This is a genomic window from Ideonella flava, from assembly GCF_051857595.1.
In the GTDB taxonomy this organism is placed as follows: Bacteria; Pseudomonadota; Gammaproteobacteria; order Burkholderiales; family Burkholderiaceae_C; genus Ideonella.
Genome location: NZ_JBPZHD010000002.1, coordinates 643,622 through 659,594, shown reverse-complemented (window position 1 = coordinate 659,594; position 15,973 = coordinate 643,622). Strand labels below are relative to the sequence as shown.

Below are 15,973 nucleotides of genomic sequence, written 5' to 3'. Positions count from 1 at the left end.
GATGGACTGTAGGGCGCCCTTCCCCGCCGAACCATCCGCGTGCTTTCCCTAGCTGCCGGTTGTTCCGCTTTGGCACAAGGTGGCGGGCCCCCACAGGAGTCGATGCCGATGACGATGGCCGCCAATCTGTTCTTCGCGACGCCGGCGCAGCGCACCGCGCTGGCCCGCGAGCGCTTCTTCGAGCGCGGCGAGCGGCCGCTGGGGCTGGTGAGCGAGCCGGTGCTGCAGTCCTGGCACCGCAGCCTCGTCGCCGGCCACCGCCCCGAGGCGGTGCCGGCCTTCGACCCCGTCACCAAGGGCCAGCTGCGCGCCACCCTGGACCGCCACCACGCGCTGCTGCAGGCCGCCGCGCCCGAGATCGACCAGCTCGACACCATGCTCAGCGGCACCGCCTGCAAGACCGTGCTGACCGACCGCCACGGCATCGTCGTGCGCGCCAGCCCGGCCACCAGCGCGGGCGGCCGCGGCATCCTCGACACGGCCGGCCGCGTAGGCGTGAACCTGGGCGAGGACAACCTCGGCTGCACCGCGCCCGGCATCACCGCCGCCTCGGGCGCGCTGGTCACCGTCTGCGGCGGCGAGCATTTCTATGGCGCCCTGCACGAGGTCCACTGCGCCTCGGCCCCGATACGCGATGGCAGCGGCCACCTCCTCGGCGTGCTGGACGTGTCCACCGAGGGCCAGGGCTTCGCCTTCGATGCGCTGTCGCTCGTCCGCCTGGCCGCCGTGGGCATAGAGAACCGCCTCTTCACGCGCCAGGCGCGCGGCCACGTGCTGCTGCGCTTCCAGGCCAGTCCGCAACTGTTGGGCACGCCGCTCGAAGGCCTGGCCGCGGTGGACGAACGCGGCCGCGTCGCCTGGGTCAACCCTGCCGGGCTGGCCCTGCTGAGGCGGCCGGCCGAAGGTCAGGCGGGCGATGAACTCGAAGCGCTGTTCGGGATGACGCTGACGGCCCTGCTGGCGCACACGCGCGACGGCAGCGCGACACCACATCGCCTGCCCAGCGGGCTGCAGATCCACCTGCGGGCGAGCCTGGGCGAGGCGGCACCGCCCTCCCCCGCGTCGACGCAGGCGCCCATGGGCGCCGCCGCCGTGCAGGCCGCCCTGCTGGCCGAGGCCTCGCTGCGTTCACTCAGCCAGCAAGCCATCGATGCCACGCTCATCCGCAGCCGCGGCAACATCTCGGCCGCCGCGCGGATGCTGGGCGTCTCGCGCGGGCTGCTCTACCGGCGGCTGAAGGAGCGCGCCACCGCCCGGGCCTCGCGGCCCGACGGCGGCGAGGACTTCACGGCTGCTTGACCGAGTCCGACACGCACTTGGTGACGTAGCTCGTGCGGGCCGCGCCGGCGAGCTTCTTGTCATCCGCCATGTAGTCGCAGCTGGCCTGCACGTCGGGCGTGGAATCGGCCACGCACTTGCGGGTGAAGCTGGTCTTGGCCGCGCCGGCGAGCTTTTTCTCGGCGGCCTGGGCATCGCAGGTGGTGCGCGAGGCGGCGACCGCATCTCGCATGCATTTGCCGAGGAAGGAGGCCTTGGCCGCGCCGGCCAGGTTCTTCTCGGTGGCCTGCGCGACGCACGTGGCGTCGGCGGCGTGGGCGGTCGTCACGACCAGGGCGGCACACAGGGCGATGGCTGCAAACTTCATGATCACCTCCGAACAACGAGCCTGGCCCGAATGTAGTGGGGCGGCGCCCGGGGCGCCAGCCCGGCGATGGGTCAGCGGCGCTTGACGCGCGGCGCCTTGCCCGCGTCGCCAGCGCGATCCTCCGCGTGACGCTTGCCGAGCGCGCTGTCCTCGATGTCGGTCCCGTCGTCACTGTCGGTGTCGTAGGCCACGGTGAGCTTGCCGTCGCGCGTGCGAGTAGCGTAGGTGCCGATGCCCGCATCGCGGTCGTGCTCGGCATGCGCCACCAGGTCGTGGCCCTGCGTCGCCGCGCGGGACATCCAGAACGGCCCCCGCCGCGCGGAGGCCGGCAGCTTCAGGTCCTTGGCACAGATGCCGCAGGGGCGCATCGTGCCGGCCACCAGCCGGCGGTCGAGCGATCCCTCGCCGTGCAGCTTCTCGAAGGCGTGCTTGAGGTGCCGCTCGGCATGCAGCTCGATGCGGTGCCCCGTGCGGTTGTCGATGATGGCGTCCGTCGGCACGCGCACCTGGCCGTCGAACAAGGCTGCGAGCAGCGGGCCGGCCTGCACCGGCCGCGCCGACTCGTCCTTCATCATCTGGCGCAGCCGCGAGGCGTGCCGCACCTCGCGGCTGGCGTGGGTGTCCTCGACGAGATCCTCCAGGGCTCGCGCCAGGCCGCCCTGCTCGAGGAAGGCCTTGATGTCGGCATTGGCCGCGGTGTGGTTGGAAGAGACCCACAGCTCGCCGCGCGGCGCGTCCCAGTAGGCCTGGACCTCGGTCGCCTTGTCGAAACGGGCCTTGAGGAAGGTGGAAAGCCAGCGCAGGCATTGCTTCGGACGTTCGGCACGGTAGGACCGCGGCGGCACCACCTGGGCCGGGCTGTTGGCGTAGATCTGCTCCAGCCGGCGCCCGCGCGCCGCCTTGCCCTCGCGAGAGCCCGCGCGCCCATCTGCCGCGCCGGAGGGGTCTCTCACGATGAAGACCTTGCCCGGGGCGAGGCCCTTGGCGGGCATCAGCTCCTCCGTCATCCCGGCGCCGGCCGCCCCCGGGGCGATCCGCGCCAGAAGCTGCTCCAACAACGGCCGCTGATCCGCCTCGAAGGCTGGCAGGTCGCGCGCGATGTCGCCGACAGCGCGCAGCTGGCCGCCCGGTAGCACCAGCCGATCGAGCAAGGCCGGCATCTCGGGCCAGGCGTTCACCAGCCGGGCCGCCTGCGTCGCGGACAGCGCCGGGTCGCGCCGCATCTGCCCGATGGCCATCCGCAGCGGGTACAGGCGCTCCTCGAACTGGCGCAGGAAGGTCTCGGCCGGCGTCTCGGGCGCGGGCAGGTTCGCCGCGCGCTCGGTGTGGCCGATCGCGGCCAGCGCGGCCTGCATCGCCGCACGGTGCCGGGCGTAGTCCGGCATGCGCATGAGCCGCTCGTTCGACGCCTTGAAGAAGACCTCGTGGTGGGCGTCGAAGTAGCGCTTGGCCACCTCGGGGTGGATATCGGCCCTTCGCGCCAGCCTGGACGTGGGCGCGTCGGGCAGCTCCTGCCGGGCCTTCAGCATGCGCAGCGTCATCTCGGCGGTGAGCTCGCCCGGCAGCTTGGCCACGCTTTGCGGCTGCCCGAGCTGGGTGAACAGGATCTCGAAGTCGTCGCGCAGGTCGTAGTAGTCCTTCAGCTTGAGCAGCGCGCCGGGGGTCAGGAGCAGAGCGCCGTCCGGGCCCACCCAGCGCCGCAGTTCGCGGTCGGGCACGCCGCTCGCCTCGGCCGCGCCCGCCAGCAGGTCGCCCCCGCGGCCCTGGTTCGCCACCGCCACTTCCAGCACCTGCTTGAGCTGCCAGGCATCCTTCATCGCGCGGCCCGAGCCGGAGGGTGCTGCCGCGGGGCCCGGAGCGTCGGCGGCCATCGCGGACGCGGACGATGCTGGCGCTGCACCGGCAGGCGTCTTGCGGGCGTGGCGCCAGATGTCCTTGAGCATCGCCGCCTGGTCGGACAGATCCGGCTCGACCACGCGCAAGGCCGCGACGCCGCGCTCGTCGGCGCGCCTGAGCAGCGTGATGGGGTGGTTGCTGCCCTCGGGCGTGACGACGAAGCGTCTCACGTCGAGATCCGCATCGACCAGGACGCCCTCTCCCGTCGCCAGGCACAGCTCATCCAGGTGCTTGACGAAGGCCCCGGCCGCCGGGACCCGCTCGTTCTTCTCGCGCCTGGCCTCGCGGCAGGCCTCGAACGCGGCGGCCAGGCGGTTCTTCAGCGGCGCCCACAAGCTGTTCGCGTTGCGTGGGCCCTGCCTGGGCGCGGCGGTCTTGCGCTGGATGGAAGTCGCCTCGCCCTGCTCCATCAGGCGCACCAGCCACGGAAGCTTTTCCTTCTTCTCGGGCGCGAAGCGGAGGTCGCCCAGCGTCCCATCCGGCTGCTCGCGCAGCAGGATGTCGACCGGCTCGGCGATGCCCGGCACCTTCACGATGAAGCGCTGGATGCCCGCCCCGTCGGTCGGCAAGGCGCGCGCACCGGCTTCCTTGGTCAGTCCGTGCAGGTACTCGAGGACGTGGAAGTCGGCGGTCAGCGCGTTGCCGGGCAGGCGATGCCAGGCTTCGGTGATCGGGTCCAGCTCCTGGCCGGATCGGCGTTGCCAGAGCTGGCGCAGGTGGGTTCGCGTGGCCCCGCCTTCCTCGGTCGCGGAGTTGACGCTGTGGCGGTTGCGGGCCGCGGCAAGCAGCTCGCGCGCCGCCTGCTCGACATGGCCGGGCTGGTCGCTGCGGGCGAGCTTGACGTCGGCGACGGTGCCGTCGGCGTCCGTCCAGCACAGCACCTGCGCGGCCGGGATCTGGGCGCCCAGCTTGATCACGAAGTGGGCCACTTGCGGCACCCCGGTGACCAGCGCGCGGGCGCCGGGCTCGCGGGTGGCGTCGATGAGAGCCTGTAGCAGGTCGGGGCCGTTCTTCTTGGCGCCGAATGCGCGCTGGTAGCTCGCCAGCAGGCGACCATGGTCGGTGGCCAGGCGGGTCCAGGCCTTGCGCAGCCGGTTGCGGAACTGCTGCTCCGGCGTGTAGGCGCGCTTGCTGCCCCCGGGCTGGCTCGCGGACGGGATGGCCGATTCGATGCGGGCCGAGGACGACGCAGCGGGCCGTGCGGCCACCGGGGGCAAGCTCGATCGCGGTCGCATCGCGCCGGCCGCGGCCGCGGGCCGACGCAGCATCGCGGCGAGCGGCAGCGCGTCGTCGGAGTCGCTGCCGGATGTCGGAGCCGGCGACGCGGCGGACGCCGGCCGCGACGGTCCGGCTCCCTCCGACCGGGCGGGGGGCCGTGGAGCCGTATCACGAACGTGCATGGTCAGGCGGATGGCGAGTGGCTGCCCACGCTACGCCGGCACCCGTGCGGTCGTGTGCCGACATGCGAAGCCCGGGCCCATCGGCCGAAGCGGCGCACCGGCGATCGCCCGGCGGAGGTCCACACGCTCGTCTCGATGTGAGCAGCTGCAACAACCCTCCAGCGCGGCGGTGGTGGGCGGCTTGGTTCTTGCCGACCTGCGGAGGTCCATCAACCCCACCGCAGTCCTCCCCATGCTGAAGCACCGCCTTTCCTCCACCGCCGCGATCGCTGCCGCCCTGGCCGCGCTCGGCGGCTGCGCCACCCACGTCCGGTTCGAATCGTCACCGCCGGGCGCGCGAGTCGACTACGAGCAACGCAAACTGGTGCTGGGCACCACGCCGTTCGACGCCACCATCACGGACGACTTCGGCTGGTTCAGCATCTATTCCTTCACCGCGACGCTGCCGGGCTACGAGCCAGCCGTCGTCGAGTTCCGCGAGCGCACACCGCTGGATGCCCAGAACATCGTGCCAGCGGTCGTTCGCTTCGAGCTGAAGCCGCGTGGCCCGGCCCTGGCCGCCTCGGGCACGTCCCGCTAGCGGCGCTCGCCCGGCTTCGAGGGATACGCGGCGGCGCAGGCCCGGGCTACAACCTCACGCCACGCTCGAAGGACGTATCCATGACCAGCCCGTCGACCACCTTCATCTCGCACAGCGGCGAGGACTACGAACGGATGATGGGCCGCTGGAGCCGGCGGCTGGCGCCCTTGCTGATCGACTTCGCCGGCCTGGGCGAGGGCGAGCGCGTGCTCGACGTGGGCTGCGGCACAGGGTCCCTCGCGAACGCGCTCGCGGCCACCGGCCTGCCCGCCGAGATCCAGGCGATCGACCTGTCCGCGCCGTACATCGAGCAGGCTCGCCGCCGCAACCAGGACCCGAGGATCACCTTCAGCCTGGGCGATGCCTGCGACGTGCCTTTCCCGGCCGCCAGCTTCGACCGCGTGCTTTCGCTGCTGGTCCTGCACTTCGTGCCCGAGCCGCAGCGCGCCATCGCGCAAATGCGGCGCGTGGCCCGGCCCGGCGCGGTGGTGGCAGCGGCCACGTGGGACGCCCGCGGAGGCCTCGTGGCCAACCGCATGTTCCTCGACACGGCCGCCATGCTCGACCCCCAGGCCGGCGAACTGCGCCAGCGCAGCTTCACGCGCCCGATGACCCGGCCGGGCGAGCTCGGCGGCGCCTGGCGCGATGGCGGCCTCGTGGACGTGGCCGAGACCGCGCTGGCCATCCGGATGGAGTTCGATGACTTTGCCGACTACTGGCGCCCCTTCGAAGGCCGGGACGGCCCGCCGGCTCAGTACGTGGCCACCTTGGCCACCGAGCCGCGTGAGAAGCTGCGCGAGGCGGTGCGCGCGGCCTACCTCGATGGCGAGCCGGACGGCCCGCGTTCCTACGCCGCCATCGCCTGGGCCGTCAGGGGCCGCGTGCCCGGCTGAGGCGGCACAGGGACCTGGCGGCCCGCGCACGCCAGGTCGTGATGCATTTCGACCTCCCGGTGCCCTGAGCCCCGGGCGGCAGGGCCCGGCCGGGGCCCAGGTAGTAGACTGCGCCCTTTTTTCCGGCACTCCGACTGGCGCCATGGACTCGCGGCGCACCCGCTACACCAGCTCGGCCCTGGCCCGCCAGCTGACCCGCCTGACGGGCGTTGACGCCCCCGCACCCAAGCACGGCTTTGCCGAGGCGCTGAGCCACTGGCTCGGCTGGACGGACGCGATCTCGCTGTCGGCCGCCCTCGGCGCGACACCGGCCAGCCCCGCCGCCCCGGTCTCGGCCCGCAGCGCGGCCGAGGACGTCGAGCGCATCAAGGTCGGCCTGGCACGGGCCATCGCCGAGGCCTGCGCCGCGCCCAGCCAGCCCGTGCGCGGATCGCGGCGGCCTGGCGCCACGCCGCCCGAGCCCGCCCCCGAGGCGCCGACCGACTACGCCCACTACCGCCAGCGGTACCAATCCATGCAACAGGCAATGGAAGAACGCATCGAGCCCCTGCGCCAGCGCCTGCGCGCACAGCTCGCCGGCGCGTGGGCCGATGGCGCCCGCCTGGCGGCCGTCGATGCGGTGATGGAGCAGGTGCTGGCCGCGCGCGAGCAACTGCTGATGCACGGCATCGCCAGCCAGCGGCTGGAAAAACGCTTCCAGAGCCTCAAGCCCGCCGGCGATGACGCCGCCGCCGGCCCCTGGCTCGACACCTTCCGCCAGGACATGCACACCGTGCTGCTGGCGGAGCTCGACACCCGCATGCAACCGGTCGAGGGGCTGCTGGCAGCCCTGCGATCGGCCCCCTCGCACCCATGAACAAGATCCTCTACAACGCCGCCTTCGCGGCCGGCCTGGCCATGCTCGGCTGGATAGGCTACGGCTACCTGGGCGCCGCCCATGCGCTTGCCCTCGGCATGACGGGCCTCGTCGCCGCGTTCTACCTGATGGGCGCCGTGGAACTGCATCGCTTCGGCCAGGCCACGGCCAGCCTCGACACCGCGCTCAAGGACATTCCCACGCCCCTGGCCGCCCTGGGCCCTTGGCTGGACAAGCTGCACCCTTCGCTGCGCACCACCGTGCGCCTGCGTGTCGAAGGCGAGCGCATCGCCCTGCCCGGCCCCGGCCTCACGCCCTATCTGGCCGGCCTGCTGGTGCTGCTGGGCATGCTGGGCACCTTTCTCGGTATGGTGGCCACGCTCAACGGCACCGGCGCGGCGCTGGACAGCGCCACCGACGTGCAGGCCGTTCGCGCCACCCTGGCCGCGCCGGTGCGCGGGCTGGGCCTGGCCTTCGGAACCTCGGTGGCGGGCGTGGCGGCCTCGGCCATGCTGGGCCTGATGTCCGCCCTGCGCCGGCGCGAGCGCCTGCGCAGCGCCCAGGCCCTCGATGCCGCCATCGCCACCACCCTGCGCGCCTTCTCGCCCGCGCAGCACCGCGAAGAGGCCTTCAAGCTGCTGCAGCAGCAGGCCGGCCTGATGCCCGCGCTGGTCGACAAGCTGCAAAGCCTGATGGACCGGCTGGAGCAGCAAGGCCAGTCGCTCGGCACGCAGCTGGCCGAGCAGCAGGCCGGTTTCCATCGCGAAGCTCAGACCGCCTACACCGGACTGGCGGCGTCCGTCGACCGCACGCTGCAGAACAGCCTGGCGGAAAGCACCCGGCTCGCCGCCGAGACCCTGCGCCCGCTGGTCGAAACCACCATGGCCCACATCACCCGCGAGACCGCCTCGCTGCACCAGGCCGTGGCCGGCGCGGCGCAGCAGCAGCTCGACGGCCTGGCCCAGCGTTTCGAGGCCACCACCCACAGCGTCGCGACGAGCCTGACGACCGGCTGGCAGGCCGCGCTCGCCGAACACCAGCAGACCAGCCGCACCTTGGCCTTGGACACGCGTGAGGCGCTGGGCTCCGCCGCCACCGCCTTCGGGCAGCAGGCCGGCACGCTGGTCAGCAACGTCGACGCCGCCCACGGCCGCCTGCGCGAGGAGCTGGCGCAGCAAGAGGCCCAGCGCCTGGCCACCTGGCAGCAAGCGCTCGCCGCCACGGCCGGCGCGCTGCAAGAGCAATGGCAGGGCAGCCATGCCGAGGCGGTCGAACGCCAGCGCGAGATCCACGACGCCATGCAGCAGCAATGGCAAGCCGCCAACGCCGAGACGCTCGTCCGCCAGCGCGAGGCCCTCGATGCCATGCAGCAGCAATGGAGCGAATCCCATGCGGACCACCTCGCGCGCCAGCGCGAGACGCACGAAGCCCTCCAGCAGCACTGGCGCGAGGCCACCGCCGACACCCTGGCTCGCCAGCACGAGACCCACGACGCCATCCAGCAGCAATGGCGCGAGGCCAGCACGCAGACCCTGGCCCGGCAGCGCGAGACGCACGAAGCCCTGCAGCAGCAATGGCAGCAGGCCGGCTCCCAGGCGCTGGCGCAGCAGCGCGCCATCGTCGAGACCCTGGAGAAGACGGCCAGCGCCATGACCACCCAGGCCGACGCCCACGCCCGCGAAACCATCGCCGAGATCACGCGCCTCATGCAGGCCGCGGGCGAAGCGCCGCGCGTGGCCGCCGAGGTCATCGCCGAGATGCGGCAGAAGGTCTCCGACAGCGTGGCGCGCGACACCGCTTCGCTTGACGAACGCAACCGCCTGATGGAGACGCTGAGCACCCTGCTCGACGCTGTCAACAAGGCCTCGCACGAACAGCGCGGCGCCATCGACGCGCTCATCGAATCCACCGCCAGCGTGCTCGACCGCGTCGGCACCCAGTTCACCGACAAGGCCGCGGCCGAGACCGACAAGCTCGCCGCCGTCGCCGCGCAAGTGACCGGCAGCGCGGTGGAAGTCGCCAGCCTGGGCGACGCGTTCGGCGTGGCCGTGCAGCTCTTCAGCCAATCCAGCGACAAGCTGATGGAGCAGCTGCGCCGCGTCGAAGCCTCGCTCACCCAGAGCATCAGCCGCAGCGACGAACAACTCGCCTACTACGTCGCCCAGGCCCGCGAGCTCATCGACCTGAGCGTGATGTCGCAGAAGCAGATCATCGACGACCTGCAGCAGCTGGCCACGAGCCGCCGCGCCATCGCGAGCGAGCCTGCTTGACGTGAGCACCACTATCGACGAGATCGACGGCGCCGCCGAAGTCCCGATCTGGGCCGTCTTCGGCGACTTGATGGCCGGCCTGCTCGGCGCCTTCGTGCTCATCCTCGTGTGCGCGCTCGGCATCCAGTTCGACCTCGCCAACCGGCTGGAGGCAGAAGTCAGGCAACGCCAGGCCGAAGCCCAGCGACGAGAGGCCTTGGAGAAGGCCCTGGCCGGCCCGCTCGCCGCCGGCCGCGTCACCCTGGACAACGGCCGCATCGGCATCAGCGGCAGCGTGCTCTTCGCCTTCAACTCCGCCGAGCTGCAACCCGAAGGCCGCCAACTGCTCAAGAGCCTGGCCACGCCGCTGGCGACCTACCTGCAATCGCGCGACGAGATCCTGATGGTCAGCGGCTTCACCGACGACCGCCAGGTGCGCAACCCCGTCAAGCCCGCGCCGCCCAAGCCCAACGCCAAAGGCTCGCCCGCTCCCAAGGCCAGCTTCGCCGACAACTGGGAACTCTCCGCCCAGCGGGCGCTGACCGTGACCCGGTCGCTCATCGAAGAAGGCGTGCCCTCTTCCACCGTCTTCGCGGCTGCGTTTGGTGCTGAGCAGCCGGTGGCCTCCAACGACAACGCGGAGGGCCGCGCGCTCAACCGCCGCGTGGAGATGGCGCCTACACCGCGACCTACGCGGGCCACTCCTGTAGCGAAGCATGAGTGAGGGGCACGCCTCTTCCGCCGACCCCGCCACCACGCTGCGCGCCTGGCGCGAACGCGGTGCGGATCAAGTGGATCCGGTGCGCTTCGGCTTCATCGAAGGGCTGGTGCGACGGGCGGGGGCGCAGAGCGGCGCGGCGCGGCGGTTGCTGGACGAAAAGATTGCCGGGCTGATGGCGAGTTACGAGGAGGCTGCGGCGCGCTCGCCCGTGGCCGCCAGCGCGGCCGTGAGCGCTCCCGCGCCTGCACCGGCGCCGGCGCCGGTATCCTCACCTGCCCCTTCGCTCGCGCCTGTGGGTGCGCACGCGCCTGTCGCGCCCCCGCACACTCGCGCTCCCGTTCCCTCGCCTGCGCCTGCGCAAGCACCTGTGTCCGCGCCCATGCGTGCGACCGCCCCTGCGCCTGCTCGCGTATCTGCGCACGTATCTGCACGGGCACCCGCGCCAGCCCCAGCACGCCCCGCCGCGCCCCGCGGCCCGCTCGGTACCCTCGCCGACCTCATCAACCAGCGGGGTCCCACCCCCGCTGCCGACACGGCCACCGCCGTACTCGCCCCCTCCTTCCCCGCCGCGCCCCCGTTCCCCCCCGAACTCAAGGCCCTCGACGAGGTGCGCAACACCTGGGCCCGCCTGGACGCCGAGCAACGCCTCGAACAAGCCCTCGCCCAGGTTCCCGCCAATGCCGGGCCGCTCAACTCGTACCACCTCGTCCTGCGCACCCTCACGCTGATGCGCGACGTCTCGCCGGAATACCTGCAGCGCTTCATGGCCCACGTCGATGCCCTCATGTGGCTCGAACGCACAACTCCTTGATCGACATCTGAACCTTCAGGGCGGTGCCTCCGCAATGCGTTGCGGCCACCCGGCGCTTCACAACATCCCAGATGAGCGAGACAGTCGCTCGAACTGCGCGTCCAGCCTGACGTCTGGTTGCTTAAGAACTGGGGACGGTTATTCGCTGTCGGCACGTATCTGTCGATGGGGACGGTTAGGAGACATTCGTCTTCGACGCCCCAGTCATGCAGACCGTCAGCGAACCGTCCCGACTCGGCTGTCGGCAGTGCCACACTGAGCTAGTGGAATCCAGCCTGCCCGGGCAGACGATTACGCCACCGGGCGGGACATCGCGTCCAAGGCTGCAAAGTCAACATTGCCATGCCAGACCCGGGTCGCCCCCCGGGGACCCAGAGCATGATGAAAGAGCCGTTTAAATCGGCGTCCGCTCGCGGCAGCTAACTACGGCCACGGTCCGGCCTCACCAAGTGCTGCCCTGCGCTAAAGGTCCCGCTCGGGACCGTGGCGTGTCCAGCATCTCGCCATGTCCCGGTACCTTGGCAGCGCAACTAGGTGCTAGTTGCAAGACGAGATAAGCTGCGCACGGAGGACAGAGAGGAGCCTATGCCGTCACCGTTGGTTGATCTAGATGAACTGATACTGGAATGCCGCGATCCACGGGCGAAAACCTGTCTGGCCGAGGCAGTGAACAGCTACAGGGCGGGCGCATTGAGGGCTTCCATCGTCGCGACATGGATTGCAGTTTGCTTTGACCTAATTGATAAGTTGCGCGAACTTGCGCTTGCAGGTGACAAAACAGCTGAAAAGCATATTGAAGAGCTTGACAAGACAAGACAGACTAATGACTTCTTGAGAGCGCTGAAGTTTGAAAGGGAGTTGTTGGATCTGGCTCGCGATCAGTTTGAATTGATTTCGCATTTGGAACACGTAGATCTTGCGCGCCTACGTGACGATCGCAATAGATGTGCTCACCCGTCACTCATCTCAGATGAACAAGCCTATATACCATCAGCGGAGCTTGTTCGAACCCACATACACGCTGCAGTCTCGCATCTATTGCGGCACCCACCTGTCCAGGGGAAGTTTGCCCTAGAGCGCCTCTGCATGGAAGTTGGGTCAGACTATTTCCCAACCGACGTGAAAGCTGCTTGCATAGTGTTGGGATCAGGACCCCTTAAGAAGCCGCGAGCATCGCTCACCAGGAACTTCGTTGTACTAATGTTGAAGCATTTGCTTTGTGAGGGGCCAGTCGGAAAAGCGGCCCGACGCTATGCTGCGGCATTGCAGGCAGTCGGCGTACTACACCATGCGCAATACGACTCAGTTATGCGCGAAAAGCTAACTGCCATATTTCGCGGCGTCGATCATAGTCGCCTAGCACGTTGCGCCAGGTTCCTTCAACTGGTCGGCGATTGTTGGCAATACCTAGAGCGAGATCAGCACCTACGCCTCATCGCATATGTGGAGCATTTGCCTGATGAAGATCTGAAGAGCGTGGGTTCCCTGCTCGACTGTCCACCATTGCGAGATGCGGCCACGGCTCGAATCGCTGACACTTCCTGGGCAAACATAATGGAAGCCGTCACGTCCGCCGTTGAACTTCCGGCGCCTTTAGCCGATCGCGCGATTGCGTTGCTCCGGGGAGCAGAATCATTTGCCGATGCGAACGGCATTGCGGGCGAACTCGTAGCCCATGCCACCACCTTCTCGTTGGAACAGATCAATGTACTTGTTGAAAACGCGGCCAATAATAAGAACGTTAGAGAGTGTGATCAGCTTTCTAGCCTCCTCGATGCGTGCCGCAAGAACGTGCGACTGCCGGCCGGGCATCTCGACTCGTTACTGAGTACCCATAAGCTAGCAAGTTGCGCGGAGGACGACCCAGGGGAACTGTAGGCAGCATCAAGCTCACTGATATCCATTCGAGAGACCAGTAATCCGCGCGTGACCACGCGCGCAAGCATGCGGCTGACTTTGAAGTCAAGTCGAGACTGTTTCGAGTCAGCGCAGCGCTCCGCTGCTGTTTCTAGCAAGCTCGACCCCGGCAAAAAGCGCGCTCACATCCAAATCGCCTGATACACCACATCCCGGATCGTCTTGATCTTGGCCGTACCGATGTAGTCGATTCGGTCTAGCTCCCTGTCGGAACTGTTGGCCAATTTGCCAACGGTAGTCATTCCTGCACCCGTCAATCGCTCGATGATATTCGTTGTAAGACCGTATGGATATGCTGTCGACTTCGCGAGCACCGACACGGGCTTCTCGAGAATGGCCAAGCCGTGCTCCTCAGGCAAGGATGGCAGCTTTATGTGACCAAAGGTAGGGCCAGAGGCGTGCAGTTCCGCAGGTTCAGCGGAGCCCTGCAACCACTCTTCGATCATCTCAAAGGTCAAGCGCTTCGACGGGACTGAATCGAGGAGGCTGCAAAGGTTAATGGCGAAAATCGGGCCTCTGCCGCCCGACTTAAGCGCACGCGATGCTTCTCGCCTAGCAACAAAGCCGAGATACTCGAGGATCTCAAAGATCTTCATGTAGTGACTGACGATCTGCCGATGGATCAACACCCTGTCCTGCGCCACTCCGCGCGTGCGTTCTCTAACGGACTTTGTAGCGTGTTCGACAATCGCTTCTACCACTTCTCTTGCAGGTTCGACTAGTGCCTCGTACACACCGAGTTTCGGCGCTACTTCATCCATGAGTGGCCAAAAATAGTCAGACGCCATGTCCAAAAGGCACTGCGTGACCTCAGGGATTCCAATCTTCTCCTTGTCGTCGAACCGATTGCAGGCGAGGATGAATCCACGCAGGTTTCCGACGACTGACCGACCCAGCAAGTTCGCGAACTGTGCTGGTGCGAGGCGATCCGAGAAGATCGCTCGTTCCGCGAGCCTCGGATATCGAGCGCGCACAACATCGGGGAAGAAGTCAGGCACTGCGGAAACGTCCGATCGAACAATGTCGATGATCGTCGAATCGTTGAAGACGTCGAACCTTATGCCAAACTTCGTCACACCCGGATAGATGGACGCCTTACAGGATGTGAGGCTGCTCGAGATTGTTCGGAAGAGATCAAAGAAGACCTCAAGGGGCTTCTCCCGACCAATATGTGCCGCGTCGTCGAAGAGCAGGACCACGCGCATGCTCAAAGACTTGGCAAGTGCAGTTAGCTCCTGCTGCAAGCCGGCCTGATCCGCGACGCTGGAGAAGTCGTGTGCCAAGCCACGCTCGCTCAACTCCCGCTGAATCGATTGCGAGAGCAATTCGCAGAAGTGGCCGATGTACTCTTGCCCATCTGATTGAAGAAGTGGAAGGTATCTGAGGCTCACGTATACCGGGAAGACGTTTGGAAGCATCCGCATGCGCCTATGCGCTTCAATTAGGAGAGCACTCTTTCCACTGCCCCGCCCACCTCGCACAAGCACTGGACCGTGAGCACTCAGCTTTCGAATGATGACTTCGTCGTAAGACGAGAAGTTGTGATACTCGCTGAACTTCTCAGGAGGACACTCTTCCGCCGCGAGGATCAAACCAGAGTCAGTATCGCTGTTAAACATGATGTTCAAGGTAGCAGCCTTCTGAACGAGACATAGCCGGCAATCGCTTCTCTCTCAGAAAGCGAGCCGTAGGCAGTTGGCACAAAGTGCGAGATAAGCCCGAGACGACTTACGAGTAGACAGGTGTCCCGGATAGCAGTCTTGACCGTGAGTTCATCGAACAGCAGTGCGCTGGTAAAGAACTCCCAGTGGACTCCCTTGGAAAGCGTCGAGTACAACTGCGCTCCCCGGCCCCTTGTCTCGCTGACGAATGTGTCGGCGTCGAGTGTCAAGAGTTCAGCCAATGCCGGGTCCGACGGCAGCGTCGAAACGATATCGAGCATCCTTTCAACCGCTGGCTTCCAGTAGACGTGCTCCATGTGCTTTGACAGAAGAGCGCGGCTGATCCTGGGCAATTCGTTGTCAAGGCTCCACAACTGCTGGGCCGCCTTGTCGTCAGGCATTACATCCCCTGACCATGAAAATGCCGAGCGGGCACGCTTGCCATGCTCGTACTCAGGCTGCGCCTGAAACTCGCTCAAGTACAACATGCGGAAAGAGTCCAACCTGCCAACCAGGGCCGCGCATGCATTCTCGAGAAGAACGCGTGCGCAGAATGGCCCGAACGTTAGCGCATCCTGACTGAACTCTTCAGTCAAATAGCTGATCGCCCTGCCTGAGAAGCCTTCCACCGAGGTGGATAGTTGGTCGAGCGCGACCTTAGCTGTACCTTGGCAGTTGTTTCCACCACACAGCAATGGCGCAAGGCCGGTCATACGCGGAGCCTCGAGTCGAGGCTCGACCGATTCACGTCGGAGCCAACGCGCAATCGCTTGGCAGAGGGGGCGTAAGGTTGGAGCCCGCATTTCTTGAATGAACAGACTTGCATCATCGCGAGTCTAGTGCCGCAAACCTCCACTCGACACTGGAAAAATGTTCTGACGAAGGCATGCACAAGTGCGCCAAGCCTAAAGGCTGGGTTGATGAAGCGAGGGAACCCATCTCTTGCGAAGGCCGGACTGCCTCGTCGCCGGGTGCCTCGGCAGCATGTCGCCGAGGCTGATCCAGGACCACATCGCCTCAGCGTAGTCGCGGCGGCGCCATCGGCTCCGACAACGGCTACGCGCGCGCCCGAGCTTACGCGCGCAATCTACGGCACCTCGGATGCCTGCCACTCGGGGCGAGCGCTGGCGGTCGAGCCGAAGGGCGGCTCGATGGCGCTCACCGCGAATGCACTCGGCGATAGCGACCGGCTCCTAACGCTGCAATGCTCTCATTCGACTGCCGTTCCGCCGCGCGGAGTGCGAAGGAGGCGCACGCCGAGTCGGCCCGTTGAGACCCCGATTCAGCCCGCCAGTGGCCGCTCGACGCCAAGCCGGCTCCAAAGGTGTTGATGTCGCCGATGCC

The 15,973-nt window shown here is 67.6% G+C and carries 12 protein-coding genes; 8 read left to right on the top strand and 4 right to left on the bottom strand.

The window, feature by feature from the left end:
• Positions 1-108: 108 nt before the first annotated feature.
• Positions 109-1,299, top strand: coding sequence for a helix-turn-helix domain-containing protein (locus tag ACS5PM_RS06735; protein ID WP_439386808.1), 1,191 nt, complete (start codon positions 109-111; stop codon positions 1,297-1,299).
• On the opposite strand, the gene ACS5PM_RS06730 is transcribed toward ACS5PM_RS06735, so the two are convergent.
• Together ACS5PM_RS06730 and ACS5PM_RS06725 are read right to left on the bottom strand one after the other, a co-directional pair.
• On the bottom strand, positions 1,286-1,645 hold the full coding sequence (locus ACS5PM_RS06730) for a hypothetical protein (protein ID WP_439386806.1): 360 nt from the start codon (positions 1,643-1,645) through the stop codon (positions 1,286-1,288). The genes ACS5PM_RS06735 and ACS5PM_RS06730 overlap by 14 nt on opposite strands.
• Positions 1,646-1,716: 71 nt before the next feature.
• Positions 1,717-4,749, bottom strand: coding sequence for a hypothetical protein (locus ACS5PM_RS06725; RefSeq protein ID WP_439386804.1), 3,033 nt, complete (start codon positions 4,747-4,749; stop codon positions 1,717-1,719).
• Between the two features lie 424 nt (positions 4,750-5,173).
• Between ACS5PM_RS06725 and ACS5PM_RS06720 the strand changes: the two genes are divergently transcribed.
• From ACS5PM_RS06720 to ACS5PM_RS06690, 7 genes are all read left to right on the top strand, one after another.
• Positions 5,174-5,521, top strand: a complete 348-nt coding sequence (locus tag ACS5PM_RS06720; RefSeq protein ID WP_439386802.1) for a hypothetical protein — start codon at positions 5,174-5,176, stop codon at positions 5,519-5,521.
• A gap of 80 nt (positions 5,522-5,601) precedes the next feature.
• Complete coding sequence (locus ACS5PM_RS06715) at positions 5,602-6,414, top strand: class I SAM-dependent methyltransferase (protein ID WP_439386799.1); 813 nt, start codon at positions 5,602-5,604, stop codon at positions 6,412-6,414.
• A 142-nt stretch (positions 6,415-6,556) separates the two neighbouring features.
• The gene (locus ACS5PM_RS06710; RefSeq protein WP_439386797.1) at positions 6,557-7,270 is read left to right on the top strand and encodes a DUF3348 family protein; all 714 of its coding nucleotides are present in this window, start codon (positions 6,557-6,559) and stop codon (positions 7,268-7,270) included.
• Positions 7,267-9,540: a DUF802 domain-containing protein gene (locus ACS5PM_RS06705; RefSeq protein WP_439386795.1), complete on the top strand. Its 2,274-nt coding sequence runs from the start codon at positions 7,267-7,269 to the stop codon at positions 9,538-9,540. The genes ACS5PM_RS06710 and ACS5PM_RS06705 overlap by 4 nt, the downstream gene beginning before the upstream one ends.
• A 1-nt stretch (position 9,541) precedes the next feature.
• Positions 9,542-10,243 (top strand): OmpA family protein, encoded by a 702-nt coding sequence (locus ACS5PM_RS06700; protein ID WP_439386793.1) that lies wholly within the window; start codon positions 9,542-9,544, stop codon positions 10,241-10,243.
• The gene (locus ACS5PM_RS06695; RefSeq protein ID WP_439386791.1) at positions 10,236-11,051 is read left to right on the top strand and encodes a DUF2894 domain-containing protein; all 816 of its coding nucleotides are present in this window, start codon (positions 10,236-10,238) and stop codon (positions 11,049-11,051) included. Before ACS5PM_RS06700 ends, ACS5PM_RS06695 begins: the two co-directional genes overlap by 8 nt.
• A gap of 585 nt (positions 11,052-11,636) precedes the next feature.
• Positions 11,637-12,929 carry a hypothetical protein gene (locus ACS5PM_RS06690; protein WP_439386789.1) on the top strand — a complete coding sequence of 431 codons (1,293 nt, stop codon included), beginning with the start codon at positions 11,637-11,639 and terminating at the stop codon, positions 12,927-12,929.
• 161 nt (positions 12,930-13,090) lie between these two features.
• On the opposite strand, the gene ACS5PM_RS06685 is transcribed toward ACS5PM_RS06690, so the two are convergent.
• Positions 13,091-14,596, bottom strand: coding sequence for a hypothetical protein (locus ACS5PM_RS06685; protein WP_439386787.1), 1,506 nt, complete (start codon positions 14,594-14,596; stop codon positions 13,091-13,093).
• Entirely contained in the window at positions 14,593-15,342 is a 750-nt protein-coding gene (locus ACS5PM_RS06680; protein WP_439386785.1) for a hypothetical protein, read from the bottom strand. Before ACS5PM_RS06680 ends, ACS5PM_RS06685 begins: the two co-directional genes overlap by 4 nt.
• Between the last annotated feature and the right edge of the window lie 631 nt (positions 15,343-15,973).

What these genes read in the sequence shown, in the direction of transcription:
- ACS5PM_RS06735 (WP_439386808.1), top strand. Translation starts at nt 109, where the DNA reads ATGACGATGGCCGCCAATCTGTTCTTCGCGACGCCGGCGCAGCGCACC.
- ACS5PM_RS06730 (WP_439386806.1), bottom strand. Translation starts at nt 1,645, where the DNA reads ATGAAGTTTGCAGCCATCGCCCTGTGTGCCGCCCTGGTCGTGACGACC.
- ACS5PM_RS06720 (WP_439386802.1), top strand. Translation starts at nt 5,174, where the DNA reads ATGCTGAAGCACCGCCTTTCCTCCACCGCCGCGATCGCTGCCGCCCTG.
- ACS5PM_RS06715 (WP_439386799.1), top strand. Translation starts at nt 5,602, where the DNA reads ATGACCAGCCCGTCGACCACCTTCATCTCGCACAGCGGCGAGGACTAC.
- ACS5PM_RS06710 (WP_439386797.1), top strand. Translation starts at nt 6,557, where the DNA reads ATGGACTCGCGGCGCACCCGCTACACCAGCTCGGCCCTGGCCCGCCAG.
- ACS5PM_RS06705 (WP_439386795.1), top strand. Translation starts at nt 7,267, where the DNA reads ATGAACAAGATCCTCTACAACGCCGCCTTCGCGGCCGGCCTGGCCATG.
- ACS5PM_RS06695 (WP_439386791.1), top strand. Translation starts at nt 10,236, where the DNA reads ATGAGTGAGGGGCACGCCTCTTCCGCCGACCCCGCCACCACGCTGCGC.
- ACS5PM_RS06690 (WP_439386789.1), top strand. Translation starts at nt 11,637, where the DNA reads ATGCCGTCACCGTTGGTTGATCTAGATGAACTGATACTGGAATGCCGC.
- ACS5PM_RS06680 (WP_439386785.1), bottom strand. Translation starts at nt 15,342, where the DNA reads ATGACCGGCCTTGCGCCATTGCTGTGTGGTGGAAACAACTGCCAAGGT.